Here is a 24,939-nt window from a genome sequence, read left to right on the forward strand (position 1 = left end):
CTCATGCCTTGTTGTTCTTGAAGAAGTCAGCCTCGCTGACGATGCGGTTGACCAGGCGGCCCACGCCTTCCACCTCCACCACCACTTCATCGCCCGGCACCACGTCGGCCAGCCCCTCCGGCGTGCCGGTGGCGATCATGTCGCCCGGCTGCAGGGTCATGAAGCTGGAGAAGTATTCGATCAGGTAGGGGATGTCGAAGATCATGTCGGCCGTGGTGCCTTCCTGCTTCAGTTCGCCGTTGATCCAGGTGCGCAGCTTCAGGGCGCTGACGTCCGGTACATCGGCCGCATCGACGATCCACGGGCCCACCGGGGTGGTGGCGTCACGGTTCTTCACCCGCAGGTTGGGGCGGTAGTAGTTCTCCAGGTAGTCGCGGATGGCGTAGTCGTTGCACACCGTGTAGCCGGCGACGTAGTCCAGGGCGTTTTCGCGCTTGACGTTCTTGGCCGCCTTGCCGATGACCGCGACCAGCTCGCACTCGTAGTGCATGTATTGGACGTTGTCCGGGCGCCAGGTGGCCTGGTTGTGGCCGGTGTAGGTGCCTGGCGACTTGATGAAGGCCAGCGGTTCGGTCGGCGGGGTGAAGGCCAGCTCGCGGGCGTGGTCGGCGTAGTTCAGGCCCAGGGCGAACATGCTGCCGGTGGCCGGTGGCAGCCACTCGACCTGGTCTTCGCCAAGCCGCCGGCCATCGACCAGGCGTACGGCGTTGTCGTCCTCGACCGTGACGGCATGGACGCTGCCTTCATAACGGATACGTGCGTGCTTCATGCTGGTTCCCCCGACTCGGCAACGATGGTGTTCGCCAGGCGGCCAAGGCCGGTGATCTCGACCTCGACGTGATCGCCCGGGTGGACGTCGACGCGCCCCTCCGGGGTTCCGGTGATCAGCACATCCCCCGCGTGCAGGGTCATGAATTCGCTGAGTTCGGCGATCAGTTGTGGAATACGGCGAACCAGGTTGGCGGTGGTGTTTTCCTGGACGACCACGCCGTTGACGTAGAGCTTCAGGGTCAGCTGGTGCGGATCGGCGATCGCCGCTGTCGGGACCAGTTGCGGGCCGATCGCGCAGAAGCCGTCGCGGCACTTGGCCTTGACCGCCGGGCGGTAGTAGCTGTCTTCCGGCAGGCTGTATTCATTGACGATGGTGTAGCCGAGCACATGGTCCAGCGCATCGTCCGCGCTCACCCGGCTGGCATCCTTGCCGATCACCACGCCCAGCGCCGGGCCTGGCTGCAGGCGCTCGACACCCGATGGGTAGATCACATCCGCACCATGGGCGTTGCGCGTGTTCGGTGTCTTGATGAACAGCACCGGTTTGACCGGCGCTTGCTTGTAGGGCGGCTGTTCGAACTCAGCCAGACGCTGCTGCAGCAGACCGTTGTAGTTCAGCGCTACGCCGAACAAGGTGCCGTTCGCAACGTCATGCAACGCATGGCTCATGCTTTTCTCCTGGCGGTGCTGGGCAACAGGTGCTCTCCAGCGATATCGTTAATGTGTTAACTTTATAATTAAGATGTTAACGAACGTCAAGATTCCATCCTGTGGCATCTGCCGTGCGGCGGGTGCACCATGGAAGCTGGTCAATTCGGTCAAGCGATTAGCGAGCAAGCAGTGATGAGCGATCGGCACCCCATTCCGAACATCAACATCGGCCAGGTCTACGACCAGCGCTACAGCGACAGCGAGGTGCATTACGATCGGCTCGGCAACCTGGCCGGCTTTTTCGGGCGTAACATGCCGGTGCATCGCCACGACCGGTTTTTCCAGGTGCATTACGTCAAGTCCGGCACGGTGCGGGTCTACCTGGACGACCAGCAGTTCATCGAGTCGGGGCCGATGTTCTTCCTCACGCCGCCCACGGTGACCCATTCCTTCGTCACCGAGCCCGACAGTGACGGGCATGTGCTGACGGTACGCCAGCAACTGGTATGGCAACTGATCGAGGCGGATGCCAGCCTGCTGCCGGCGGGGGTGCACGTGCGCCCGGCCTGCGTGGCGCTGGCCAAGGTACCGGCGGCGGACCAGGCCGAGGCACGGCGCCTGGAGCACTGGCTGGAAGCGCTCAGCGACGAGTTCGCCAGCCCCCATCCGGGGCGTGAGGCGGCGCTGCAGTCGCTGACCCGGTTGATCATGATCAGCCTGCTGCGGCTGTGCCCCAACTCGCGGGAGTCGACCCCGGCCAGGCACGAAGACCTGAAGATCTTCCACCGTTTCAATGCACTGATTGAGGCGCACTACCTCGAGCACTGGCCGCTGGCGCGCTATGCGCAGCAGATCGGGGTGACCGAGGCGCGGCTCAACGATATCTGCCGGCGCATCGCCGACTTGCCTTCCAAGCGGCTGGTGCTGGAGCGGCTGATGCAGGAGGCCAGGCGCCTGCTGCTGTTTTCCAGCAGTTCGGTGAACGAAATCTGCTACCAGCTCGGCTTCAAGGACCCGGCCTACTTCAGCCGTTTCTTCAACCGGTATGCGAAGCTCACGCCCGGCGAGTACCGGCAGCGGCAGTCGCACCTGCAGTGAAATGGCCATGTAGGTCCACCCGGAGCGCTGTAGTTGTTTGCAAAGGATGCTCGCACCTTGCCGGGTCGCCTTGAATGGGTTTTCCGTGGAACAGATTGCACTTTCCATGGGGCTCATGGCGGTTGCCCGATGCCCCCGCGTAGCTACTGGATAACAATTAAAATGTTAACAACTTTGGATGAATGTTAATATGTTATCGTTATTTTCCAGCCAACCCCTCCTGGAGTGCCGATGTTGCCCAACCCCAGTCGCCTGATCGTTCTACTGGCTGCCCTGGTAGCGTTCGCCCCCTTGTCGATCGACACCTACCTGCCGAGTTTGCCGGCCATCGCCGATGACCTCGCTGCCAGCGCTACCCATGTGCAACTGACAATCGGCGTGTTCCTGGCCGGGCTGTGCCTGGGCATGCTGTTCCATGGCCCGTGTTCCGACCGTTTCGGCCGCAGGCCGGTGTTGCTGTGCGGGATGCTGCTGTACCTGGGCGCGACCATCGGCTGCGTGCTGGCGGGCAGCGTCAACGAGCTGATCGCCTGGCGCTTCCTGCAGGCACTCGGCGGGGCCGCCGCTTCGGTGCTGGCCAGGACCATCGTGCGGGACATCTTCTCGCTCAACGAGGCGGCCAGGACCCTGTCGCTGATGCACCTGGTGACGATGGTCGCCACGCTGGTGGCCCCTTTGGCCGGCAGCTTCCTGATGCTGGTGCACGGCTGGCGAACGATCTTCGCCGGGCTGTTCTGCTTCGCCGCGATCTGCCTGGCCGCCAGCGCGTGGAGCATTCCCGAGACCCATCCCGCCGACAGACGGGCAGGCTCCCTGGGAGTGGCCCTGGCTGGCTACTGGCACATCGCGCGAAACCCGCAGGCGCTGGCGTTCATCCTGTGCATGGGGCTGTCGTTCGGCGGCATGTTCGCCTTCATCACCGCATCGCCGTACGTCTACATCGAATATTTCGGGGTATCGACGCACCTGTATGGCTGGCTGTTCGCCCTGAACATCGCCGGGGTGATCGTGGTGACCACGCTCAACGCCCGCCTGGTGAGCCGGCTTGGCCCGTTGTCGATGCTCGGTGTCGGTGCGGCGATCGCCAGCGTGGCGGCGCTGGGGCTGGGCATCTTCGGGGCTGCGGGTGTGCTCGGCCTGAGCGAGATCGTGGTGCTGGTGGTGCTGTATGTGAGCGTCACCGGCCTGATGGGGGCGAACTGCGTGGCGAGCCTGTTGAAGCTGTTCCCCGGCAATGCCGGCGCCGCCGCCGGCCTGGCCGTCTCGACCCAGTTCGCCATGGGCGCTGCGTTCAGTGCGCTGGTGGGCAGCCTGGCCGATGGCTCGCCGCAGCCGATGTGCCTGGTCATCGCCGGCGCCGGGGCAGGGGCTGCGTTGTGCTACCTGTGGCTCAGACGGCGGGCGAAGTTGCTCGGCGAGGCGCCGGTTCCACGACCTTGCGACGACCGCGCCAGCCTGTAGAGGCGCTCAGGGGCGCCCGTCACCAGTCGTGCCCCTGGCCCAGCGACTACAAGGCGTGGTGACGGAGCTCCAGCAGCTTGTACGGCCAAGTTTGCATTCATGTCCAAGCCACATAAGGTAGCCTTCTCAACTTGACATGGAGGAAAAAGTGCAAAACAGGTATGGAAAACTCGCTTCCTGGATTTATCACCTGGATAAACCCATCGGTCACTCCTTCGGTGATCTGGAATACTATCGGCAGCGTCTGGCTGGGTGTGATGGTCCCATCCTGGAACCTGCGGTCGGCAATGGCCGGATCCTCATCCCGATGCTCGAGATGGGCCTGGCCATCGAAGGTTTCGACGCATCACAAGACATGCTCGACTACTGTCGGCAGGAATGCCTGAGTCGGGGTCTTCTCCCTACGCTGACATGCCAGACATTCGAGCAATTCAGCTACGACCGACGCTTCGCGGCCATCATCATGCCGGCGGGATCGTTTCAGTTGATTACGCAGACCGCCTCGGCAATGGCCGTGCTCACGCGCTTTCGGGATCATCTGCTGCCCGGTGGAAGGCTGATCCTGGACATTGATCCCATCGAAAGCATCGTTGCACAGGCGAGCCCCGTGCGCAGTTGGGCAGTGGGAGGTGGCGATCTACTCACGATGACCTGCCATCGGGCCGAGATCGATTACGTCAAACAAACGACCCTTTCGCATCTGCACTACCAACACTGGCGAGATAGCACGTTGCTGTCGGCAGAGCTTGATCTATTTCATTTGCGTTGGTGGGGTGTCGATGAGTTGGCATTCGCGTTGCGCGAAGCGGGTTTCGTGGATGTCGTGGTGTCGGGCGATTACCAGCATGGACGCCAACCCCGCAAGGGCGATCGGATCATCAGCTTCGAGGCGAGCCGCCCTGATGGATGAGTCGCTGGCCTAACACCGCATTCACCATTGCCCACTTTCGACCGAGGCTGTGTGAAAACTTCGACGGCGCTCAGGCTGGTTAAAAAACAGCACGACACTGTGGGAGTGGCTTGCCGGAGTGCCGGACCATCGCGAAGCAGGCGCTGCGCTGGATGGCTCCGGCTGTGCCGGTGTTCGCGGCTCAAGCCCGCTCCCACAGCGGGCGCGCCGGCTTTTAGAGCTGGAGCAATGCCGCTGACTTTCGCTCACTACCACGCAGCCTTCTTCGGTCTCGAGGTGGGCGCAGGCGGTCGGGGCTGGGATGCGTGTCATGGGCGTCTCGGCGGCTGGCAAAAGAGGTACGGTAGCCAATGTCAGCGTTCAGTGCCTTCCCCTGGGCGTCAGCCAATAGAGAATGAGCGCCTTGCCAGGCGTCGAAGCGGCCGGCTGCCGGCCTCGACGCCAGGGGGGTCAGGCTTCGCGGTAGGTGCCTTTTTGCTTGGCGGCATGAATGGCCAGGGCGTCCATGAGCGCGGGCGACAGACAGTCGTAGGGCTCAAGGCCCAGCTCGCGCAGGCGCCCGCGGATCGCCTCCATCTGCGCCGGTGGCGTGCCGCTTTCGATCACCGAGGACACGAACGCGGCAAAACCCGGTGCAGACCAGCCGGTCTGCGGGGACAGCTCGGTATGCACGAAGTCGAGGCCGTAGAACGGGTGGCCAGTGTTCTCGATGCGGCCGAACAGGTGTGCGCCGCAATCGCGGCAGGCGTGGCGCTGGATCACCGCGTTCGGGTCCACCACCTGGAGCTTCTCGCCATGGGCCTGCACGCTGACCTTGTCGCGTGGGACCACGGCCACCACCGAGAAGATCGCGCCTGCGGGCTTCCAGCACTTGGTGCAGCCACAGGCATGGTTGTGCAATGTTTGTGCGTTGACGGCGACTTGCACCTTGTCGGTCGGGCACAGGCACTGGAGGGTGCCACCGGCGAAACCGGGCTGCTCTGGTCGGATACCCTGGTCGATCGAGGGGTGTAGGTGTATGGCGTTCATGGTACTGGTCCCTCCTGGTTCTGGCGTGATAGGCGTGGCCACGGACCACGCCCAGGGTGGTCAAGCGAAATGGATGACCGTGCGGATCGACTTGCCTTCGTGCATCAGGTCGAAGGCTGTGTTGATGTCTTCCAGCCCCATCGTGTGGGTGACGAAGGGCGCCAGCTCGATCTCGCCGCGCATGGCTTCCTCGACCATGCCGGGCAACTGGCTGCGCCCTTTGACCCCACCGAAGGCGGAGCCTCTCCAACTGCGGCCGGTGACCAGTTGGAACGGTCGGGTGGAGATCTCCTTCCCGGCACCAGCGACACCGATGACGATCGACTGGCCCCAGCCACGGTGGGCCGACTCCAGGGCGGCCCGCATGACGTTGACGTTGCCGATGCACTCGAAGGTGTGGTCGATGCCCCAGCCGCTCATGTCCACGAGCACCTGCTGGATCGGCTTGTCATGGTCGTTGGGGTTGATGCAGTCGGTGGCGCCGAAGGCGCGCGCCAGCTCGAACTTGGCCGGGTTGGTGTCGATGGCGATGATGCGCCCGGCCTTGGCCTGGCGCGCTCCCTGGATCACGGCCAGGCCGATGCCGCCGAGACCGAACACGGCGACCGAGTCCCCCGGTTGCACCTTGGCGGTGTTGTGCACGGCGCCGATGCCGGTGGTGACACCGCAGCCCAGCAGGCAGACATGCTCATGGTTGGCATTGGGATTGATCTTGGCCAGCGAGACCTCGGCCACCACGGTGTACTCGCTGAAGGTCGAGCAGCCCATGTAGTGGAAGATCGGTTGCCCCTTGTAGGAGAAGCGTGTCGTGCCGTCCGGCATCAGGCCCTTGCCCTGGGTGGCGCGCACGGCTACGCACAGGTTGGTCTTGCCGGACTTGCAGAACAGGCATTCGCCGCATTCGGCGGTGTAGAGCGGTATGACATGGTCGCCGGGCTCGAGGCTGGTGACGCCTTCGCCCACTTCCACCACCACGCCAGCGCCCTCGTGACCGAGCACGGCGGGGAACACACCCTCCGGGTCGTCGCCGGAGAGGGTGAACGCGTCGGTATGGCAGACGCCGGTATGGGAGATCCTCACCAATACCTCACCTTTGCGGGGCGGGGCTACGTCGATGTCCACGATTTCAAGCGGTTTGCCTGGCTCGAAGGCAACAGCGGCACGTGATTTCATGATGGGTCCTCGATGGGTTGCCTTACGCAGCTACGATCGATCGTCGATGTATTTTCATGCCGGAGGCGTTTGTCGGCTGGGATACCAGACATCCGGCGTATGGCCAGTGTGCAGGGGAGGGTTAAATCCTGTATATGGAATTGTATGGATTTTATTATTCCAAAATCAGGAATTATCATGGTCCCCAAAAACCCATGACAGGCTTTAATGGAGCAGCAGAGAACCCGAGCGCGCGGGCTTGCCCTTTCGATCTCTGTTCTCCAAAGGGCCAGGTAATCGCTCATGAACAACGAACTGGAACTTCTGCGTATCTTCCGCACCGCCGCCGAGCATGGCAGCTTCCGTGAGGCGGCCGTGCGCCTGGGGTCTTCTCCCCAGGGTGTCACGCGCGCCATACAACGCCTGGAGCGGCACTTTGGCGAGCTGCTGTTTCACCGCAACACGCGCCAGGTACGGATCACGGTCTTCGGCGAGGGGCTGCTGGAGCGCGTGCGGCCGGCGCTCGACCAGTTCGATGAGCTGTGGCGCCCGCCAGGCGTGGGGCAGGAGGTTTGCGTGGCCGGCACGGTGCGGGTCAGCGCGCCGCACAGCCTGGGCAACCGTGCGGTGCTGCCGGCGCTGGAGCGCGTTGCCGGGCAGCACCTGGGCATCACCCTGGACGTGCGGTTGTCCGACCGCCTGAGCGCTGTGGTCGATGAGCAGATCGATGTCGGCATCAGGGTGGGGTTCCTGCACGACAGCCGTTTCGTGGCGCGCCAGGCGAGCCATATGCGGCTTCCCATTGTCGCGGCGCCGAGCCTGATCGCGCGCCTGGGGGCGCCGCAGCGGGTGGAGGACCTGGCCGGCCTGCCGGTCACGGCGTCCCTGGACGTCAACACCGGCCGGCCATGGCCCTGGTATTTCAAGGCCGGCCGACAGTGGGCGCCCACGTCACAGGCGTTCGTCGCCGATGACGCTGACATGGAGATGGGGGCGGTGCTGGCCGGGGTGGGCTTTGCCCAACTGGCCGACTACATGGTCGCCCCCCATATCGCCAGTGGCAAGCTCGTGCAGGTCTTGCCGCACGAAGAGCCGGCGGCCTGGGGGCTGTATGTCTACCGTCCCCAGCGCGGCCCTGTGCCTGCGCGGGTCAGGGTGGTCTTCGACGCGCTTCATGAGGCCGTTGGCGCGCTGCCGCGGCTGGGGTGAGGGCGTATCTGGCCCGGGCAGGGCAAAAAGCAGGTAAACCCACTACAGGCCACCTTCGGGTGGCCTTTTGGCTTTCGCGGGCAATACTTCTCTGTACAGGCGGGCGGGCTGCTAGTGGCGCGCGCCGCGGGAGGTGAGAGATGAACAAACTATCCATTGTGGGTGCCGGTATGGTGGGCGAGGCGGCGGCTCAGATCATCGCCCGGGAAGAGTTCTGTCGTGAGTTGGTGTTGATCGATGTGCAGGGCGAGTTGGCCCAGGGCAAGGCGCTGGACGTCTGGCAGGCGGCAGTCGAGTCAGGTTCCGATACCCGGGTTCACGGTGGGGCCAATGCCCAATTGCTGCAGGATTCCGACCTGGTGGTGATCACGGCGGGTGTGCCCCGCAAGCCAGGTCAGTCGCGCCAGGATGTGTTGAGTATCAATCTGCCCATTCTCGATGGGATCATGCGCGACATTAATCGTCATGCCCCGGCGGCGACGGTGTTGGTGGTGTCGAACCCAGTCGATGTGCTGACCTATCGGGCATGGTCCCTCAGTGCGCTGGGACGTGACCGGGTGTTCGGGCAGGCGGGGGTGCTGGATACCGCGCGCATGAAGTGTTTCATTGCCGAGCAGACAGGGTTTTCTGCTCGGGATATCTCGGCGCTGGTGCTGGGAGGGCATGGCGATAGCATGGTGCCGCTGATGCGGTACTGCACGGTCGGCTCGGTGCCGCTGTCCCATTTCCTGTCCAGCGAGCAGATCGAGCGGATCGTGGAGCGCACACGCCAGGGTGGCGGCGAGATCCTGGGCTTGAAGAAGCTGGGGAGCGCCTGCGATGCGCCGGGCGTGGCGATTGCGCAGATGGTGGATGCCATCGCCAATGGGCGAAACCGCATTTTGCCGGCGGTCGCGATCCTCGAGGGCGAGTACGGGCGAACGGATATTGCCATGGGGGTCCCCTGCGTGCTGGCAGAGGCGGGGATTGCGCGGGTGATCGAGTTGCCTCTGGATGCGCAGGAGCAGGCGATGTTCGACCGCTCTGCAGACCATGTGGTGCGTGATATTGCTGAAATGAAGGCTTTGTGAGCGGGGCATGAGCGTTTTTTGGGCGCCCTCGAGTTAAGGGGGCGCCTAAGCTCAGCGCACGCTATGTCTAAATCCGCGCCAGCGCCTGGGCCAGGTCGGCGCGCAGGTCCTCGACATCCTCGACCCCCACCGACAAACGCACCAGTGCATCCCCAATGCCAAGTTGCGCGCGGGTTGGTGCAGGGATGCTGGCGTGGGTCATGATCGCCGGGTGTTCGATCAGGCTTTCCACCCCACCCAGGCTCTCGGCCAGGGCGAAGATCTGTACACCTTCGAGGAAGCGCCTGGCGCCGGCCAGGTCGCTGTTCAGGTCAAGGGAAATCATCCCGCCGAACCCGCGCATCTGCCGCCGTGCCAGTTCGTGCTGCGGGTGCGACGGCAAGCCCGGGTAATAGACCCGTGCAACCTGCGGCTGACGTTCAAGCCATTGCGCCAGCTCCAGCGCATTGCAGCAGTGGCGCTCCATGCGCAGTGCCAGGGTCTTCACGCCACGCAGGGTAAGAAATGCATCGAACGGCCCGGCGATGGCCCCCACCGCGTTCTGCAGGAAGCCCATTCGCTCGTCCAGTTCGGCATTCTGCCCGACCACCGCGATGCCACCGATCACGTCGGAGTGGCCGTTCAGGTACTTGGTTGTCGAGTGCAGCACGATATCGAAGCCCAGCTCCAGCGGACGCTGTACCCACGGGCTGGCAAAGGTGTTGTCGGCCACGCAGAGGATGCCGCGCTCGCGACAGGTGCGGGCGATGGCGGCAAGGTCGGTGAGGTGTAGCAACGGGTTGCTCGGCGTCTCGACCCAGACCATCCGTGTGTCTTCTTGCAGCGCCGCTTCGAATGCCGCCAGGTCGGCCAGGTCGACGAAGCTGAAGCGATGCCCGGCGCTGCGCCGGCGCACCCGTTCGAACAGCCGGTATGTACCGCCGTACAAGTCGTTGCCGGAGACGATGTGCGCTCCCGCCTCGAGCAGTTCGAGCACGGTGGAGATCGCCGCCAGCCCGGAGGCGAAGGCGAAGGCCTGGGTACCGCCCTCAAGGTCCGCCACGCAACGCTCCAGCGCCCAGCGCGTAGGGTTGTGCGAGCGCCCGTAGTCGAGGCCCTTGTGCACGCCAGGGCTCTGCTGCGCATAGGTGGAGTTGGCGTAGATCGGCGGCATCAGTGCCCCGGTGGAAGGGTCCGGAGCCTGTCCGGCATGGATCACGCGGGTGGCGAAGGCGCGTGGTGCGCCGGTTTCATCGTGCTGGCTCATGGTAGCGACCTGCGCAGGTGATTAAGCATGTCGACGCGGGTGATCATGCCGTGGAAGCCCGAGGCGTCTTCGATGATCGCCACCAGACCACGGTCGAGCTCGGCCTGCAGTTCGGCCAGACTGGCGCCGGGAGGCAAGGTTTCGAGCTTGTCGGTCATCGCGCTGGCCACGCTCATGAGGAAGTGCGAGGCGTCGTGGTGCACGCCCAGCAGAATATCGGACTCGTCGATCACGCCGACCAGGCGCTGCCCATTCTCCAGCACCGGCAGTTGCGACACATCGGCCAGGCGCATGCGCTGGAAGGCGGTGAGCAACGTGTCGTCCGGGCTCACGCTGATCACCCGGCCATCCTCGAAGCGCCGCGCGATCAGGTCGCGCAGGTCGCCGTATCGCTTGCGCGCCAGCAAGCCCTGGTCGGTCATCCACTGGTCGTTGTAGACCTTCGACAGGTAGCGGGTGCCGGTGTCGCAGACGAAGCTGACCACACGCTTGGGCTCGGTTTGCTCGCGGCAGTAGCGCAGCGCCGCTGCCAGCAAGGTGCCGGTCGAAGAGCCGCCGAGAATGCCTTCGGCGCGCAGCAGTTGGCGGGCATGATCGAAGCTTTCTTCGTCGCTGATGGAGTAGGCCTGGCGCACACTGGAAAGGTCGGCAATAGACGGAATGAAGTCCTCGCCGATGCCCTCCACCGCCCAGGAACCGGCGGTACCGAGGGTGCCGCTACGGCTGTATTCGGCGACCACCGAGCCGAGCGGGTCCGCCAGCACCATGGCCAGGTTCGGTTGCACCCGGCGAAAGAAGCGGGTCAGCCCGGTAAGCGTGCCGGCCGAGCCGACGCCGATGGCATCCAGGTCGTGTTGGGTTTGCGCCCAGATCTCCGGCGCGGTGCTGCACTCATGGGCCAATGGGTTGGCCGGGTTGTTGAACTGGTCGGCGAAGTAGGCGTCGGGAATCTCCTGTGCCAGCCGCGCAGCGACATCCTGGTAATACTCGGGATGGCCCTTGCCGACGTCGGAGCGCGTGATGTGCACCTCGGCGCCCATCGCCTTGAGGTGCAGGACCTTCTCGGTGGACATCTTGTCCGGTACCACCAACACCACCCGGTAGCCCTTGGCGCGGCCGACCAGGGCCAGGCCGAGCCCGGTGTTGCCGGCGGTGGCCTCGACGATGGTGCCGCCAGGCCGCAGGCGGCCGTCGCGCTCGGCGGTGTCGATCATCGCCAGGCCGATGCGATCCTTGATCGAACCACCGGGGTTTTGCGATTCGAGCTTGAGGAACAGTGTGCACGGGCCGGTATCGAAGCGGCTGACGCGCACCAGCGGTGTATTGCCGATCAGTTCGAGCACGGCGGGGCGGGAGTCGTTCGGCATGTCGTCACCTCGCTGCGGGCATTCGCATTGGATGGACGGTAGCCTGCGGCGCGTCGTTGCGTGCCGGCCGCAGGTGAAGCCTCGCTTGGAACATAGGCCTGGATGGCACCGCCCGCAACCGTTGGCAGCTGGCCGGTAGCGTTGCCCGTTCTTACAGACACTGCAGTACAGTGAGTGGCGTGCCCCGGCTAGTGCGCAGGGAAATCAGGGAATCCGGATCCCCAGCGCATTCAGCGTTGCCGTATCCATTCGACCATTCACCGTCAGCGCGCTGTCCATCTGAAACGCCATCAGCGCTCCTCGGGTCGCTTTGCCCATCACCCCGTGGCAGCGGAACCACTCTTCTCATCCAGGAATACAGCCTCACCGACGTGCTCGAAGCCACGCCAGGTATCACTGTGTTGCGCAGTCGAGAACGATACAAAGCATGGCGATGTACGACCGCGTCTAGTGCTAGAGCCTATTTCGTTCCTTAATGGTTATGTTATAACATCTTTTTAAAGTGCATTGTCGAGCATACAGCAGCTACCCGTTAGCCCAGTCGCGCCTGTCGGCAAGCACCAGACGCATCACATTTCACCTCACATCAGGTGCGCCATCCCGGTGCGCAGGCTGATTACTGGAAGGATCACCATGGCCGTATCGAAGATGCGCAGCTTAGCGCTGCGCCGTCCTCTATCGTTGCTTGCATTCGGGCTTTTCCCGCTAACCGGCCTGGCCGAGGTGCTCGAGCTGGGGTCGACGGTAGTGAGTGCCACCAATACCGAGCGAACGCTGAAGGACGCCCCTGCCAGCGTGTCCGTCATCACCTCCGAGGAGCTGAGCAAGCGGCCCGTGCGGAATCTGGAGGATGCCCTGCGTGGCAGCGAAAGCCTGCAGTTCAATGGCGTTGGCATGAGTCGCCGGGGGATCAGTATCCGAGGCATGTCTAGCGAGCACTCGCTGATGCTCATCGATGGCAAGCGCATCAGCACTTCTTCCGGTGCCATCGCCCACTCCGATTTCGACCTGGGCTGGGTGCCGGTGGAGGCCATCGAGCGTATCGAGGTCGTCCGAGGCCCGATGTCATCGCTCTATGGGTCCGAGGCGCTCGGCGGTGTGGTGAATGTCATTACACGCAAGGCCACCGATATCTGGATGGGCAGCGGGATATTGGACGGCGGTATCCGTGAAGATGGCCTTGGTGGGCAAACTCATCAACTGGCTGCATACGCTGGAGGCCCTCTGATTCCCGGCGTGCTCGGGCTGACGCTGAACGGTGAGACCCAGCGTCAACAGGAAACCCCCGACTTCGATAATCCCAAGCTGTCGGAGTTGGAAGGGCGCAATGCCAACAGTGGCGGTGCAACCCTGACCTGGACACCCGATGAGGCGCAGCGCATCGACCTGGGTCATGAGAGGGGGCGCGAGCGCCGCTGGCGAAACACCGAAACCGGTGGTTCACGGTCGAGCGACTACGAATCCACCGATGTCATCGAGCGCGAACAGTGGTCGTTGGCACATGCTGGCGATTGGCAATGGGGGCACACCCAGGTTCGAGCCTACCGAAACCGATTGGACCGGAAGAACTCCCGTAGCGATGCTGTGGCTCCCACCCGCCCGCAACGTCTGACTGACAGCGTGGTGGATGGAAACCTGAGCGTGCCTCTGTTCGACATGCAGCGTGTGACCATCGGTGGCGAGTGGCGAAAGGAGGAGCTGGAAGACAGCTCTGTGAGCCACAGCGGTGAGGACCAGGCGATCCACAGAGCGCTGTTCGTCCAGGACGAAATCACCTTCAATCCCGCTTGGTCGCTGACACTGGGCAACCGCTTCGACATTCACGAGGAGTACGGCTGGGAAAATAGCCCGCGCGCCTATCTGATTCACCACTTCAGCGATAAGTTGACGTTGCGTGCCGGTATCGGCAAGGGGTTCAAGGCACCCAGCCTGAAACAGTTGTCCCCCGAGTACTCCGCCGTCGGTGGCGGTGGTCGCTTCACGATCGTTGGCAACCCCGATCTTCACCCGGAAACCAATACCGCCTATGAGTTCGGCGCTGATTATCAGGCTGACGGCTGGTCGTTGAAGGGCATGCTGTTCGAGAACGATGTGAAGGATCTGATTCAGACGGTCTGTGTCGAGAACTGCGGCATGCGTGGTCGTGAGCTGCGCAACTACGAGAATGTCGAGAAGGCGCGTATTCGTGGCATCGAGCTGGGAGGGGGTGTCGATCTCATGGCAGACCTGCACTGGGCGCTCAACTACACCTACCTGGATGCTCGAAATCGGACTGCTGGACAGCGCCTGGGCGATCGCTCGCGGCACCTCGCTAACAGCGTGTTGAAGTGGAGCCCGACGTCTGCTTTCGAGGCCCAGTTGCGTACTGAATACGTGGGAAGCCAACTGACCTATAGCAGCGACGTGGCGTACTCCTTGCCAGCCTACACTTTGTGGCACCTGGAGCTGAGCCAGAAGCTGAGCCACAACCTGACGCTGCGCGGTGGCATCGAAAACATCGGCGACGAACGCTTGGCCGACCAAAGCGAGCGCTTCACATACGCCGAGCCGGGCCGTACTTACCACATTGGTTTGGTGGCCAGCTTCTGATGCGTAGCTTGATACTCCTGCTCTGCTGCTTGAGCTGTAGCCTTGCCGCAGGGGCCACTGAGTCGTCGGCGCAGGTGCGGATGCTCAGCAGCGACTTCGTCCTCGCCGGTAAGCATGCAAGACTTGCAACGTGGGCACAGCAAACCGGCGTTCGCTTTGCCAGCCTGCAAAGCAGTGCCCTGCAGGCGCCTGATGCCGACTGGCTGGCGCCAGCGGACCTGTTGATCCTCGATACGCCGCGTCCTTCCGACCTGGCTGTTGTTCAGCAGCGGCTGGGTGACGTCTTGGAGCGGCAACCGGTGCCTTGGATCCGCGTCGGAGGAGGGCCTCCGGCGTACGGTAATCTGCCTGCACCTATCGCCATGCGCTTGATCGGCTACTACAGCCATGGTGGGGAAGCCAACCTCAAACAGCTCTTCACGCTCGTACAGCGCAGGAAGGCGGGGCTGCCTTTCGACGACTTGGCAAGGCCTGCGGAGCTACCCAAGACGGGCTTCTACCATCCCGATGCACCATCTCCCTTCGCCCGTTTGGCCGAGTACCTTGCGTGGGGGCACGATCGTTGGGAGGCGCGAGCGCCTCGAATTGCTTTTGCCATACACCGAGGGGTGATCGCTGACGGGCAATTGCAGGCCATCGATGACCTGATCCGGCGTAGCGAACGCCATGGCCAGTTACCGGTAGTCTTCTGGTTCGATGACAATAACCCGAACGCTCTGACCGAGATCTTTGCTGGGGCCAAGATACAGGCGCTGGTGAATCTGCAACACATGCAGAACGGCCCTGCGCGCAAGGCGGAGTTCCTGGTGCTCGACATGCCCGTGCTGCAGACGTTTGGACACCGAGGAGGCACCGAGGAGCAGTGGCTGGCCAGCCCGAGCGGGGTGCAAGCGCGTACAGCGGCTGCCTTCCTCAGTGTTCCGGAAGCCTGGGGCATGAGCGACCCACTGGTGCTCACGGCGCTGGACGACGGTGATCCGGTGCTCATGGTGGATCAGGCCGAAGCCCTGCTGCGAAAACTGGACCGGCTGGTTCGCCTTCGCCAGCTTCCGGCGAAGGAAAAGCGTCTCGCGCTGATGTTCTGGAACCATCCGGAAGGTGAGCGTAATCTCGCGGCTTCCCATCTCAACGTTCCAGCCAGCCTGGCTGCGCTGAGTGCATCGCTCGAGCGTGCCGGCTACGAGGTTCCAGCCACTTCGGAGAAGGTGTTGATCGATTCGGGGCAGCGACTGCTGGCAGGCTACTATCGCCCGGAGACGCTGGACCAGCTCCTGCGAGAAGGCCTGGCTGACCGCTTCCCGCTGAAAGATTACCAGGCATGGTTCAATAGCCTCCCGCAGGCTACGCGCGATGCATTGATTGCACGCTGGGGCGACCCTGCCAAGCATTGGGCGCTTCGGGAGGTGAACGGTGAGCGCCAGTTCATCATTCCCGCGATGCATCTGGGCAAGCTGCTGCTGCTTCCTCAACCTCCCAGGGCTGGAAGGCCGGGCGAGTCATACCACGACAGTAAAGTTCCGCCGGATCATCTCTATCTGGCGGTCTACCAGTATGTTCGCGAGCGCTTCCAGGCGGATGCGTTGATTCACTTCGGCACCCACGGCACCCAGGAGTGGCTACCTGGAAAAGATCGCGGGTTGTCTGTCGCTGATTACCCATTCCTGGCGGTAGGAGACATGCCAGTCTTCTATCCCTACATCCAGGACAACATCGGCGAAGCCATCCAGGCACGCCGTCGTGGCCGCGCTGTGACGATCAGTCACCAGACCCCAGCCTTCGCTCCGGCAGGCCTCTATGATGAGTTGCGTGACTTGCATCATCTGATCCACGAGTACGAGCAACTGGACGAGGGCGCGGTGCGTGAAAGAAGCGCCGAACAGATCCGGGCGGCAGTATTGAAGATGGGCATGCAGTCCGACTTCGGCTGGGATGAGGCGTCGATGCGCAAGGATTTCCCGGCCTTTCTCGCGGCGCTGCATGATCATCTGCACGAGCTCGCGCGGGGCGCCAGCCCGCTTGGGCTTCACACGTTCGGCGAGCCGGCGTCCCCGGAACATCGCTTGAGCACAGTGATGCAGCAGTTGGGCGAGCCTTACTATCGGGTGTTGGGCCTGGATCCCAGTGAGGTCTTCGCTACGGATTACCAGGACCTCCAAAAATCGCTCCCCTATAGCACACTGAAGGTCTACCTCCGGGAGGGGCGCTCGATCGACGAGGTCCGTTCGCCTGAGCTGGGAGCGCTGCTGGCCAGGGGGCGTGAACTGGATCGTCATCTGAGCGATACCCATGAGATGGCGGCTCTTCTGGCAGGGCTCGAGGGGCGCTTTGTCGCGCCCGGTTCCGGAGGGGACCCGATCCGCAATCCAGATGTGCCTAGCGGTCGCAATCTCTATGCGTTCGAAGCAGACAAGTTGCCGACAAAGGCGGCCTATGAGGCTGGCGGGGAGGCACTGGCGCAACTGATCGAGCAGTACCGGCTCGATCATCGAGGGCAAACGCCACGGAAGCTGGCGTTCAGCCTCTGGTCCTCGGAGGCGATGAGGCACCTCGGGATCGTCGAGAGTCAGGTGCTGCACGCCATGGGGCTGCGGCCGGTCTGGGATGCCGGTGGTCGCGTTGTCGCGCTGGAGGTCATTGCGCTTGGCGAGTTGGGGCGCCCCAGGATCGATGCCGTCCTGCAGGTCACCAGTGTCTATCGCGATCAGTTCGACGGGTTCATGCGCTTGCTCGCCGATGCTGCCGAGCGCTTGGCCGAACGGGATGAGCCAGGCAATGCCATCGCAGAGAACAGCCGAGCGCTGGCGGCACGGCTTCAGCAGGAACAGGGGATGCCGGCCGACCAGGCCCGGCGTTTGTCCCGTCTTCGAGTATTTGGCAACGAGCCCGGTGATTATGGGACGGGTATGTCGCAATTGGCACTGGATTCGACGAAGTGGGAAAACGACGCCGAGCTTGCCAAGCAATTTCTGCAGCGCCTGCAGTATGGATACGGGAGCCAGGAATGGGGCGTGAAGCTGAAGGCAGGCAACCTTTTCGCCGAGCAATTGAAAGGTGTCCAGGCGGCCGTCATGTCGCGCTCCTCCGAGCTCAATGGCCTGTTGTCCACGGACCACCCATTCGAGTTTCTAGGTGGCCTCTCGGCAGCCGTGAAGCACCTCGATGGCCGCAGCCCATCGCTCTATATCTCCGATCTACGCAAGGCCACTCCCCGAACCACGGGGGCCGCCCAGTTCCTGTCCACGGAGTTGCGCGGTCGTTACCTGAACCCTCACTGGATTGGTGAGATGCAGAAGGAGGGCTACGCCGGCACGCTGGAGATGCTCGACCTGGTGAACAACCTCTGGGGATGGCAAGCCACCGACCCGAACATGGTTCGTGCCGATCAGTGGCAGGCGATACATGACACCTACGTCATGGACACGCGCAGGCTTGGTTTGAATGCCTGGTTCGAACAGCACAACCCCACTGCTCAGGCCCAACTCATCGAACGAATGGTCGAGGCGATCCGCAAGGGGTACTGGGACGCCAGCGAGCAGACCCGACGCGACCTCGTCGAGCGCCGGCTGCAGCTCGAAGCGACACAGGCTGGGCCGGTTGGCCAGGAAGCAACACGCACGTTCCTCGAACAGATGGCGGCTGGCTTCGGTTTGCAAAGTGAAGGCAATCCTTCGTCAGCAGAGCCAGCCGGCGTGGCGGCGCAGGTCGTCACTGGGCAAGTCCTCGAAGAGGTGAAGCCAGACGGCGAAGAGCAACCGCAGTGGCTGCTGTGGTCAGGCCTGGTGTGCCTGCTCGGTTTTTTCGTTGCCGGTGCTACCCGGCAACGCATGACAAATTCTCGGCTTACGGAAAACGCACTATGAATGGTCTTGAAACCAGCATCTACGAACTCACTCGGCTGTTTCTCGTGCCGGTGATGCTGCTGATCCTTGCCTCGCTGGCTTATGCATTCTTCGCGTTGGGCGCTTTTGCCCTGGAGGCTTGGCAACGCCACGCAGGCCGTTACAACTCGAGGCTGGCCAGTTGGCACTGGAAGCATGGCGGCACGAGCGACGACCTGGAACTGTGGATCATGAAGCAGTTGGAGTGGCTGCGTATCACTTCGCGCAGCGCACCGATGCTCGGCCTGGTGGCCACCATGATCCCGATGGGGCCCGCTCTTCTCGCGCTGACGCGCAGTGATTCCCAAGGTATCGGAGAGAACATGGTCGTGGCGTTTTCGTCTGTGATCGTGGCCCTGGTCAGCGCCAGTATCACGTTCTTCATCCTTACCGTGCGCCGACGATGGCTGCTGCAGGAACTACGTAGCCTCGAACGAGCACAGGAGAAGGGCTAATGCGCTTTCTGGACCATGACGAGGCCGATGACCCGATCATTTCAATGGTGAATCTGATCGACCTGTTCCTGGTGGTGATCGGCATCTTGATGGTAGTCATCGTGCAGAACCCATTGAATCCCTTCAGTAAAGACAAGGTAGTGGTCATCGAGAATCCCGGTGAGGCTGACATGCGCATGTTGGTGAAGGACGGGCAGGAGCTGAAGCGCTACGAGTCCAGCGGCGAAATTGGGGAAGGGCAGGGGACCAAGGCGGGTGTTACCTATCGCCTGGCCGATGGAAAGATGATCTATGTGCCAGAGGCTGCCGACACTGAGTGACAAAGGTATCGGCTTTATGAAGAAACGACCCGTGCAGCTTACATGACGATTGCGCTCGCATGCAGTGGGGGCGGGCCTGGTGCCGACAGGTCTGTGCTACCCGCTGAAGAGCGCAACCTCACCCTTGATAGCGTCGTCCAGGTTCACGCTGTGGCCGGCGTTGGCCAGTATCGTTTGAGCGAGGTCTTGCGGCAGTGCGCTGATGTTGCGGCCGGTGCGAATGTCGGCTTCCAGCAGGCTGAGAAATGCGCCGATGGCTGGGTCTTCATGAGCCTTGTCCGCGCGGGTGACAACTACCTCGCCAACTCGCACGTTCACAGTGGTGTGTCCATGATGCCGAGACTCTTTCACAGGCTGTCCGGGTCCCCGAAGAACATCTGTATCCTCGACCTCAACCAACGCTCCGCCGGGTCGTTGTCCTGTGCACCGCGCCAGGCCATGTGCAGCTCGAAGCTACGCACATCCAGGGGCAGGTCCTCGGCACGCAGGCCGCCGGCGGCGGTCAGGGCGTCGGCGGTGTAGTCGGGCACCGTGGCGACGATGTCGGTCCCCGCCAGCAGGCTGCCCAGGCCGTTGAACTGGGGCACGGCCAGGACCACATGGCGCTTGCGACCGACCTCGTCGAGGGCTTCGTCGATAAAGCCCGAGAGGTCGCCGGCAAAGGACACCAGGGCATGCGGGCGGGCGCAGAAATCATCCAGGCTCAGGCTGCCGGGCATGCTGTCGGCACGCAGCAGCTTGGGCATGCTGCGGCGCAGCACCTTGCGCTTGGCGTTGGCCGGCAGCTCGCTGGTGTAGCTCACGCCCACCGAGATTTCTCCCGAGGCCAGCAGCGTGGGCATCAGCAGGTAGTTGACCCGGCGCACCACCAGCACGATACCCGGCGCCTCGGCCCGGATGCGCTTGAGCAACTGCGGCAGCAGGGCGAACTCGGCGTCGTCCGACAGGCCGATGCGGAACACCGAGGTGCTGGTGGCCGGGTCGAACTCGGCGGCGCGGCTGACCGCGGTAGAGATCGAGTCCAGCGCCGGCGAGAGCAGGGCGAAGATCTCGTGGGCCCGCGCCGAGGGCTCCATGCTGCGCCCGGTGCGCACGAACAGGGGGTCGTCGAACAGGTTGCGCAGGCGCGACAGCGCGGCACTGATGGCCGGCTGGCCGAGGAACAGCTTCTCGGCGGCACGGGTCACGCTGCGCTCGTGCATGAGCGTCTCGAACACGATCAGCAGGTTCAGGTCTACGCGACGCAGGTCGTTACGGTTCATCGATGCGTTTCGCCTATTCGCCTAAAGTGGGGCAGGGGTGAATCTTAAGGCCAAAGGCTGTTACCCTGCACCGGTTTCCGGGTGCCAATGCACAGATACGCCGGGAGCCCAATCAATGACAGGCATGTCGACTATTAATGGCCACTGATGGTCTAACCGTGAAAGCCCGGATAAAGTCCGTGGTAATACGAGGTTCACACAGGCGAGGTATGCGATGTCCCGCATGATCCGATTCCACAAGTTCGGTGCGGCCGATGTGCTCCGCTGCGAAGAGCAGCCCGAGCCATCCCCCGCGGCGGGCGAGGTGCAGATCCGCGTCGAGGCGATCGGCGTCAGCTGGTACGACGTGCTCTGGCGGCAGAACCTGGCGCCGTCCCAGGCGCGCCTGCCGGCGGGGATCGGTCATGAGATGGCTGGCGTGGTCACTGCGGTGGGCGAGGGGGTCGAAGACATCGCGGTGGGCGACCGAGTCGCCAGTTTCCCGGCCACCAGTGCCAACGACCACCCGGTCTATGGCGACGTCATCGTCCTGCCGCGCACGGCCATCACCCGCTACCCCGACAACCTGACGCCGATCGAAGCCAGCGTTCACTACACGCCGATGCTGATCGCCTATTTCGCCTACGTCGACCTGGCCCGGGCCAAGGCTGGCCAGACTGCCCTGGTCACCGATGCCAGCCACTGCGCGGGGCCGGCGTTCGTGCAACTGGGCAAGGCCCTGGGGCTGAAGGTGTTCGCCGCCACCAAGGCGCCGGAGCAGCGCGAGTACCTGCTGGCCCTGGGAGCCGACAAGGTGATCGTCACCGAGGAGCAGGACCTGCTGCTGCAGATCAACAAGTACACCGATGGTCGGGGCGTGGACATGGTCCTCGATGGCATGGGCGGGCCGCAGATGTCGCTGCTCGGCGATGTTCTGGCGCCGCGCGGCAGCCTGGTGCTGTACGGCCTGCAGGGCGGCAACCAGACACCCTTCCCGGCGTGCGCGGCGTTCCAGAAGAACATCCAGTTCTACGTGCACTGCATCGGCAACTTCACCGGCAAGCCGGAGCTGGGCATCAGCCAGGACCAAGTGGCCCTGCAGCGGGCCCTGCGCGACATCAACCAGTTCACCGCCGACCAACTGTTGACGCCGCAGATCGTCAAGGTCTACCCCTTCGACCAGGTGGTGGAGGCCCATCGCTACATGGACGAGTGCCCTTGTGGCGGCCGTGTCGTGCTGGACATGGGGTGAGGGTGCGTTGACGTGTTAGTCGTCTGTGGGGGCACGAAGTTGCCCCCTTTGCATGTTGGCTTTCAGATATCTCCTACAGCCTTTAAATAAACTGCTGACAGATTTAAAGGCTGCTCTTTCTTTTTTGTCCTCAATTTTTCCGCGTTCCCAAGAAATTTAAAGCAGGTTCGACCGAGCATTGTCGAAGTCGGACAGGGCTGAATGGTTTTTTTCCCTTGATCTGTATCTTTTATTCGTGCTGCAACGCTTGATAATGGCGGAGTGATAGTCATTGCAAGGAGCACCGGATGAGCTGTGGAAGGCCTTGGGGTATGGGCGAGGCGGCGGTAAACAGGGGGGAGGGGACGTCGTTTTTCTCAATGGCTTGGCGACAGCATATTGTCACTTCGAACTTTCCCAAAGCTTTGTGGGAAAAGTCCTGATAGTTGATTTTTATGTGTTTCACGCTCGACAATTTTCGCCAAGACGGCATGTCGAGAAACATGGAGTGTTCCCATGAGCAATATTCACGATCAAGCCATGCACTATATCTACCAGCAAGTTCTGGAACGTTTGCTCGCGCATATGTCCCAGGCGCAACGTGCCTCGTTGCAGTTGCTGATCCAGCGCCTGCTGGTAGCCGCCGGGGGGCCGGAACACATCGGCAGGTTCCAGTTGCTGGTGGTACACGGCGGCGACCGGCGCAGTGCCCATTTGCTGGCCAGCCTGCGGGCCGCTCAACTGAGCATCGCCGTGCGCACCCCCGATACCTTTCGCCTGCGGGTGCTGGTCGCCTGCCTGCCCTACACGGGCCAGGAGGCCCTCGGTCACCATGAGCGCTGTTTCAGCGCGCTGTTCCTGCAGGACGACCCTCGGGTGGAACTGCTCATGATGGCGGACGACAGCCTGCAGCCCTTCGACAGCCGCAGCCCAGTGGCGATGCGGCCCTGGGCAAGCGCGCGCGAAACGCTGCTGTTGTTCGGGCACCTGGCCGAGAGAAGTCCAGAGGCCTTGCTGGGCAGCCGCCTGCACCTGCAACTGGCCAACGCCGTGCGCCTGGCACTTGGCTGGAACGGCGGGGCGAGCGCGTTGGTCACGGCGCTGCCCGAACGCCAGCGACGCCGATACCTGGCTTGGGGCCGGCGGGTCCTGCGCCTGGCCGGGGAGCCGGCCCCGCAAGCCCTGGCGCAGTGCGCGGCGGCCCTGGCCGAAGGGCTGGGGCGATTGCAGGCGTTGGCCGACGCGCCCCTGGCGCCGCCCGCTAACCCGGCGCAGCCGGCGGACACCGAGGCGCCGCTGCGGGTGATCGCGGTCGATGACCTGTTGCGCCACATGCTGGCGCAGGATGGGCTCGACCGTATGCTGGGATGCCAGGCGGTTGGCCAGGCCGCGCTGGCGGGCTGCTTCGAGCCGCACCTGGTGGCCAGCCTGCGGCACCTGCAGGCGCGGTTGACCGAGCGTTATGCCCAGCGGCAACCGGCACGGTTGTCCCTCAGGGAGGCCCAGCGGGGCTGGGCGCAAAGGGCCCATGAGCCGGAGCGGGCGCGCTTTCTGCAAGCCCAGGGTCTCGACGAGGCGCAATTGGGCTGCCTGCTGTTCGCACCGTTCGCCGAGCGTGGGCGCGGCCTTGCGTTCTTCGTGCAGTGCTGCCATCCGCGCATGCGTGTGGCCCTGCCTTACCTGCACAGGGCATTGCAGGGCAAGCCGTGCCCCGAGGCGGTGAAGCGCTGGCTGGTGGATATCAGTGGCCTGTCCCTGGCGCAACTGCAGGCGATCTACCTGGGGCGGCTCGAGCCATCGGCCAGTCGATTGCTGGCTGGCCTGGCACGGCGCAGCGCCGACCTGCGGTGGCTGGCGTGCCCGTCATCGGCCTGGGAAACGGTTCGTCAGGCGGCGCCTTGATGGGCCGGTCAGTACGGGGTGAGTTCGCTTACCAGGCGGTGTACCGCTACCTCGAGGCCCTGATCGCCCAGGTCGACCCCGATGGAGACGGGCGCTTGCCCTCGCTGCGTGACCTGGCGCAACGGCTGCGTGTCTCCCTGGCCACGGTGCAGAGTGCCTACGGCCTGCTGGAGCACGAGGGACGGGTGCGCTCGGTACCCAAGTCTGGCTATTTCGTACGATTCGGCTCCAGAGAGACCGGGGTGACCTGGCCCAGGCCACAGGCCCGGCCGCTCTTCGCCTTGCCGATGCCGTCCCCGCCACCGCTCGAGCGCGCGCTGCTCGCCCAGGAACGGCGCCTGTCGCGTCAGGCAGCCCGGCGCGGGGCAGGGGACGCGCTGCTACGCAATGCCCTGGCTGCGCGCTACACCCGGTCGTCCGGGCACTACTGGAGTGCGGAGCATGTCCACCTGGGTAGCGACGTACAGGCGCTGCTGGAGACCGTGCTGCTCGCCTTGCGCTTGCGTGGGGCGACAGCACTGGTGGCTGCGCCTTGCTGCTTGCGTCTGCTGCAGGCGCTACAACGGGCCGGGATGCGTGTGATCGAGGTGCCGCTGGAGGCCGGCGGCGGTCTGGACCTGGACAGCCTGGCGCGCCTGCTGGACCGCGAACCCGTGCGTCTGGTGGTCATGCCATCGTGCCTGGGCATGCCCCTCGGGCATCTCATGCCCGTGGGCGATCAGCAGGCGATCGCGGCCTTGCTGGCGCAACATCCGGCCTGGCTGTTGGAAAACGACCTGGACAGCGAGCACTGCTACGACGGGCCGCCGGCCTCACGCCTGCGTGACTTGGCCGCCCCGCGCAGGTTGCTGGTGCTGGGGACGCTGGAGGCCACGGTCGGTGCCGAGGCGCCTTACGCCTATGTGCTGTGCCGCCACGCCGGGGTGGGCGAGGCCTGCGCCAGGCGTGGCTTCCTGCTGCCGCCCCTGCGTCAGCAGGCTCTCGCGCACCTCTATGCAAGAGGGGACATCGATGCCTGCCTGCCGGCACTGCGTGCGGCGTTGCGAGCCGGGATGGAGCGGTTGTGCCAACGGGTCGAGGCGTACCTGGGCGACCAACTGACCTTTGCCATGCCCCAGGGCGGCTGGGCGCTCTGGGTGTGCCTGCGCTACCCGGCGGACCTGCAGCATGTCCAGGAGGCGGTGGCCGGCACGGCCTTGTTGGTTGTGCCGGGCAGGTCGTTCAGCCTCCAGGGGCGCTATCGGCAGCATTTGCTGCTGATCTGGCAGGGAGAGTGTCGCGATGCGTTGGACAGGGCGTTGCGCGCGCTGGGTGGAGCCTTGGCCCAGGCACCAAGGCCGGCCAGTTGAATGTGCGGCT

The 24,939-nt window shown here is 63.7% G+C and carries 19 protein-coding genes and 2 pseudogenes; 12 read left to right on the forward strand and 9 right to left on the reverse strand.

Features of this window, described 5'->3' with window-relative positions; translation table 11 throughout:
* Window position 1: 1 nt before the first annotated feature.
* Window positions 2-769 (reverse strand): fumarylacetoacetate hydrolase family protein, encoded by a 768-nt coding sequence (locus tag ABFA30_RS14560; RefSeq protein WP_410045586.1) that lies wholly within the window; start codon window positions 767-769, stop codon window positions 2-4.
* Entirely contained in the window at window positions 766-1,440 is a 675-nt protein-coding gene (locus ABFA30_RS14565) for a fumarylacetoacetate hydrolase family protein (protein ID WP_225789007.1), read from the reverse strand. Before ABFA30_RS14565 ends, ABFA30_RS14560 begins: the two co-directional genes overlap by 4 nt.
* A gap of 174 nt (window positions 1,441-1,614) precedes the next feature.
* On the opposite strand from ABFA30_RS14565, the gene hpaA reads away from it, so the two are divergent.
* The 3 genes from hpaA to ABFA30_RS14580 all read left to right on the forward strand — a co-directional run bounded on the left by hpaA (window position 1,615) and on the right by ABFA30_RS14580 (window position 4,891).
* The gene (gene hpaA / locus ABFA30_RS14570; RefSeq protein WP_253104468.1) at window positions 1,615-2,520 is read left to right on the forward strand and encodes a 4-hydroxyphenylacetate catabolism regulatory protein HpaA; all 906 of its coding nucleotides are present in this window, start codon (window positions 1,615-1,617) and stop codon (window positions 2,518-2,520) included.
* Window positions 2,521-2,751: 231 nt separating this feature from the next.
* Complete coding sequence (locus ABFA30_RS14575; protein WP_410045587.1) at window positions 2,752-3,981, forward strand: Bcr/CflA family multidrug efflux MFS transporter; 1,230 nt, start codon at window positions 2,752-2,754, stop codon at window positions 3,979-3,981.
* A 148-nt stretch (window positions 3,982-4,129) separates the two neighbouring features.
* A complete protein-coding gene (locus ABFA30_RS14580) occupies window positions 4,130-4,891 on the forward strand; it encodes a class I SAM-dependent methyltransferase (protein ID WP_410045588.1) in 762 nt (253 codons plus the stop codon).
* Between the two features lie 450 nt (window positions 4,892-5,341).
* Here the strand turns inward: ABFA30_RS14580 and gfa are convergent, their stop codons facing one another.
* Both gfa and ABFA30_RS14590 read right to left on the reverse strand, forming a co-directional pair.
* Window positions 5,342-5,920: an S-(hydroxymethyl)glutathione synthase gene (gene gfa / locus ABFA30_RS14585; RefSeq protein WP_225789011.1), complete on the reverse strand. Its 579-nt coding sequence runs from the start codon at window positions 5,918-5,920 to the stop codon at window positions 5,342-5,344.
* A gap of 60 nt (window positions 5,921-5,980) precedes the next feature.
* On the reverse strand, window positions 5,981-7,093 hold the full coding sequence (locus ABFA30_RS14590) for an S-(hydroxymethyl)glutathione dehydrogenase/class III alcohol dehydrogenase (protein WP_225789012.1): 1,113 nt from the start codon (window positions 7,091-7,093) through the stop codon (window positions 5,981-5,983).
* Window positions 7,094-7,375: 282 nt separating this feature from the next.
* Here ABFA30_RS14590 and ABFA30_RS14595 point away from each other — a divergent pair, with 282 nt between their 5' ends.
* Both ABFA30_RS14595 and ABFA30_RS14600 read left to right on the forward strand, forming a co-directional pair.
* Window positions 7,376-8,281 (forward strand): LysR family transcriptional regulator, encoded by a 906-nt coding sequence (locus tag ABFA30_RS14595; protein ID WP_410045589.1) that lies wholly within the window; start codon window positions 7,376-7,378, stop codon window positions 8,279-8,281.
* Between the two features lie 140 nt (window positions 8,282-8,421).
* Complete coding sequence (locus tag ABFA30_RS14600; RefSeq protein ID WP_253104485.1) at window positions 8,422-9,351, forward strand: malate dehydrogenase; 930 nt, start codon at window positions 8,422-8,424, stop codon at window positions 9,349-9,351.
* 67 nt (window positions 9,352-9,418) lie between these two features.
* Here ABFA30_RS14600 and ABFA30_RS14605 read toward each other — a convergent pair whose 3' ends face one another.
* From ABFA30_RS14605 to ABFA30_RS14615, 3 genes and pseudogenes are all read right to left on the reverse strand, one after another.
* Window positions 9,419-10,597: a cystathionine gamma-synthase gene (locus tag ABFA30_RS14605; protein WP_410045590.1), complete on the reverse strand. Its 1,179-nt coding sequence runs from the start codon at window positions 10,595-10,597 to the stop codon at window positions 9,419-9,421.
* Entirely contained in the window at window positions 10,594-11,964 is a 1,371-nt protein-coding gene (locus tag ABFA30_RS14610; RefSeq protein WP_410045591.1) for a pyridoxal-phosphate dependent enzyme, read from the reverse strand. Before ABFA30_RS14610 ends, ABFA30_RS14605 begins: the two co-directional genes overlap by 4 nt.
* 204 nt (window positions 11,965-12,168) lie before the next feature.
* Window positions 12,169-12,288 (reverse strand): annotated as a pseudogene (locus ABFA30_RS14615) (peptidoglycan-binding domain-containing protein); the annotation flags it as partial.
* 324 nt (window positions 12,289-12,612) lie between these two features.
* Here ABFA30_RS14615 and ABFA30_RS14620 point away from each other — a divergent pair.
* From ABFA30_RS14620 to ABFA30_RS14635, 4 genes are read left to right on the forward strand one after another with little or no spacing between them, the layout of a single operon-like run.
* Window positions 12,613-14,553, forward strand: coding sequence for a TonB-dependent receptor domain-containing protein (locus ABFA30_RS14620; protein ID WP_253104494.1), 1,941 nt, complete (start codon window positions 12,613-12,615; stop codon window positions 14,551-14,553).
* Window positions 14,553-18,413 (forward strand): cobaltochelatase subunit CobN, encoded by a 3,861-nt coding sequence (cobN, locus tag ABFA30_RS14625; protein ID WP_410045592.1) that lies wholly within the window; start codon window positions 14,553-14,555, stop codon window positions 18,411-18,413. The genes ABFA30_RS14620 and cobN overlap by 1 nt, the downstream gene beginning before the upstream one ends.
* Window positions 18,410-18,886, forward strand: coding sequence for a MotA/TolQ/ExbB proton channel family protein (locus ABFA30_RS14630; RefSeq protein WP_410045593.1), 477 nt, complete (start codon window positions 18,410-18,412; stop codon window positions 18,884-18,886). The genes cobN and ABFA30_RS14630 overlap by 4 nt, the downstream gene beginning before the upstream one ends.
* Entirely contained in the window at window positions 18,886-19,206 is a 321-nt protein-coding gene (locus tag ABFA30_RS14635; RefSeq protein ID WP_368815550.1) for a DUF2149 domain-containing protein, read from the forward strand. Before ABFA30_RS14630 ends, ABFA30_RS14635 begins: the two co-directional genes overlap by 1 nt.
* Before the next feature lie 96 nt (window positions 19,207-19,302).
* Here ABFA30_RS14635 and ABFA30_RS14640 read toward each other — a convergent pair.
* Window positions 19,303-19,515 (reverse strand): annotated as a pseudogene (locus ABFA30_RS14640) (AbrB family transcriptional regulator); the annotation flags it as partial.
* Window positions 19,516-19,553: 38 nt separating this feature from the next.
* Window positions 19,554-20,468 (reverse strand): LysR family transcriptional regulator, encoded by a 915-nt coding sequence (locus ABFA30_RS14645; protein WP_225789020.1) that lies wholly within the window; start codon window positions 20,466-20,468, stop codon window positions 19,554-19,556.
* A 214-nt stretch (window positions 20,469-20,682) separates the two neighbouring features.
* On the opposite strand from ABFA30_RS14645, the gene ABFA30_RS14650 reads away from it, so the two are divergent.
* The 3 genes from ABFA30_RS14650 (at window position 20,683) to ABFA30_RS14660 (ending at window position 24,929) form a co-directional block, all read left to right on the forward strand.
* Window positions 20,683-21,699, forward strand: coding sequence for a zinc-dependent alcohol dehydrogenase family protein (locus ABFA30_RS14650; RefSeq protein WP_225789021.1), 1,017 nt, complete (start codon window positions 20,683-20,685; stop codon window positions 21,697-21,699).
* A 495-nt stretch (window positions 21,700-22,194) separates the two neighbouring features.
* Complete coding sequence (locus tag ABFA30_RS14655; RefSeq protein WP_410045594.1) at window positions 22,195-23,580, forward strand: hypothetical protein; 1,386 nt, start codon at window positions 22,195-22,197, stop codon at window positions 23,578-23,580.
* Window positions 23,580-24,929 carry a PLP-dependent aminotransferase family protein gene (locus ABFA30_RS14660; RefSeq protein WP_410045595.1) on the forward strand — a complete coding sequence of 450 codons (1,350 nt, stop codon included), beginning with the start codon at window positions 23,580-23,582 and terminating at the stop codon, window positions 24,927-24,929. Before ABFA30_RS14655 ends, ABFA30_RS14660 begins: the two co-directional genes overlap by 1 nt.
* Window positions 24,930-24,939: the final 10 nt, after the last annotated feature.

It is taken from the genome of Pseudomonas sp. HLMP (assembly GCF_046365545.1).
GTDB classification, from domain to species: domain Bacteria; phylum Pseudomonadota; class Gammaproteobacteria; order Pseudomonadales; family Pseudomonadaceae; genus Aquipseudomonas; species Aquipseudomonas guariconensis_B.